A 235-nucleotide genomic window follows, 5' to 3' on the forward strand; every position below is an offset into this window, starting at 1 on the left:
CTTGCAGACGAAGTCGAGGAGCGTCGCGGGCATCGGCGCGTCGGCGGTCAGCCGGATCACGCTGCCGCGCCGGCGGCGCTTGAGCGCGCTCTCGAAGGTCTTGACGAGGTCCTCGGCCTCTTCGTCGATCTCCATCTCGCTGTCGCGGATGACCCGGAAGACGCCCGAATCGATGGCCTCGAAGCCGGGGAACAGCCGGTCGAGGAACATCAGGATCAGGTCCTCGATCAGGATG

1 pseudogene is annotated in these 235 nt (G+C 66.4%); it reads right to left on the bottom strand.

Going from position 1 to position 235, the window contains the following annotated elements:
- Positions 1–235: pseudogene (locus R0J87_RS24765) on the bottom strand (hypothetical protein); the annotation flags it as partial.

The organism is Halomonas sp. SIMBA_159 (assembly GCF_046536035.1).
In the GTDB taxonomy this organism is placed as follows: domain Bacteria; phylum Pseudomonadota; class Gammaproteobacteria; order Pseudomonadales; family Halomonadaceae; genus Vreelandella; species Vreelandella venusta_A.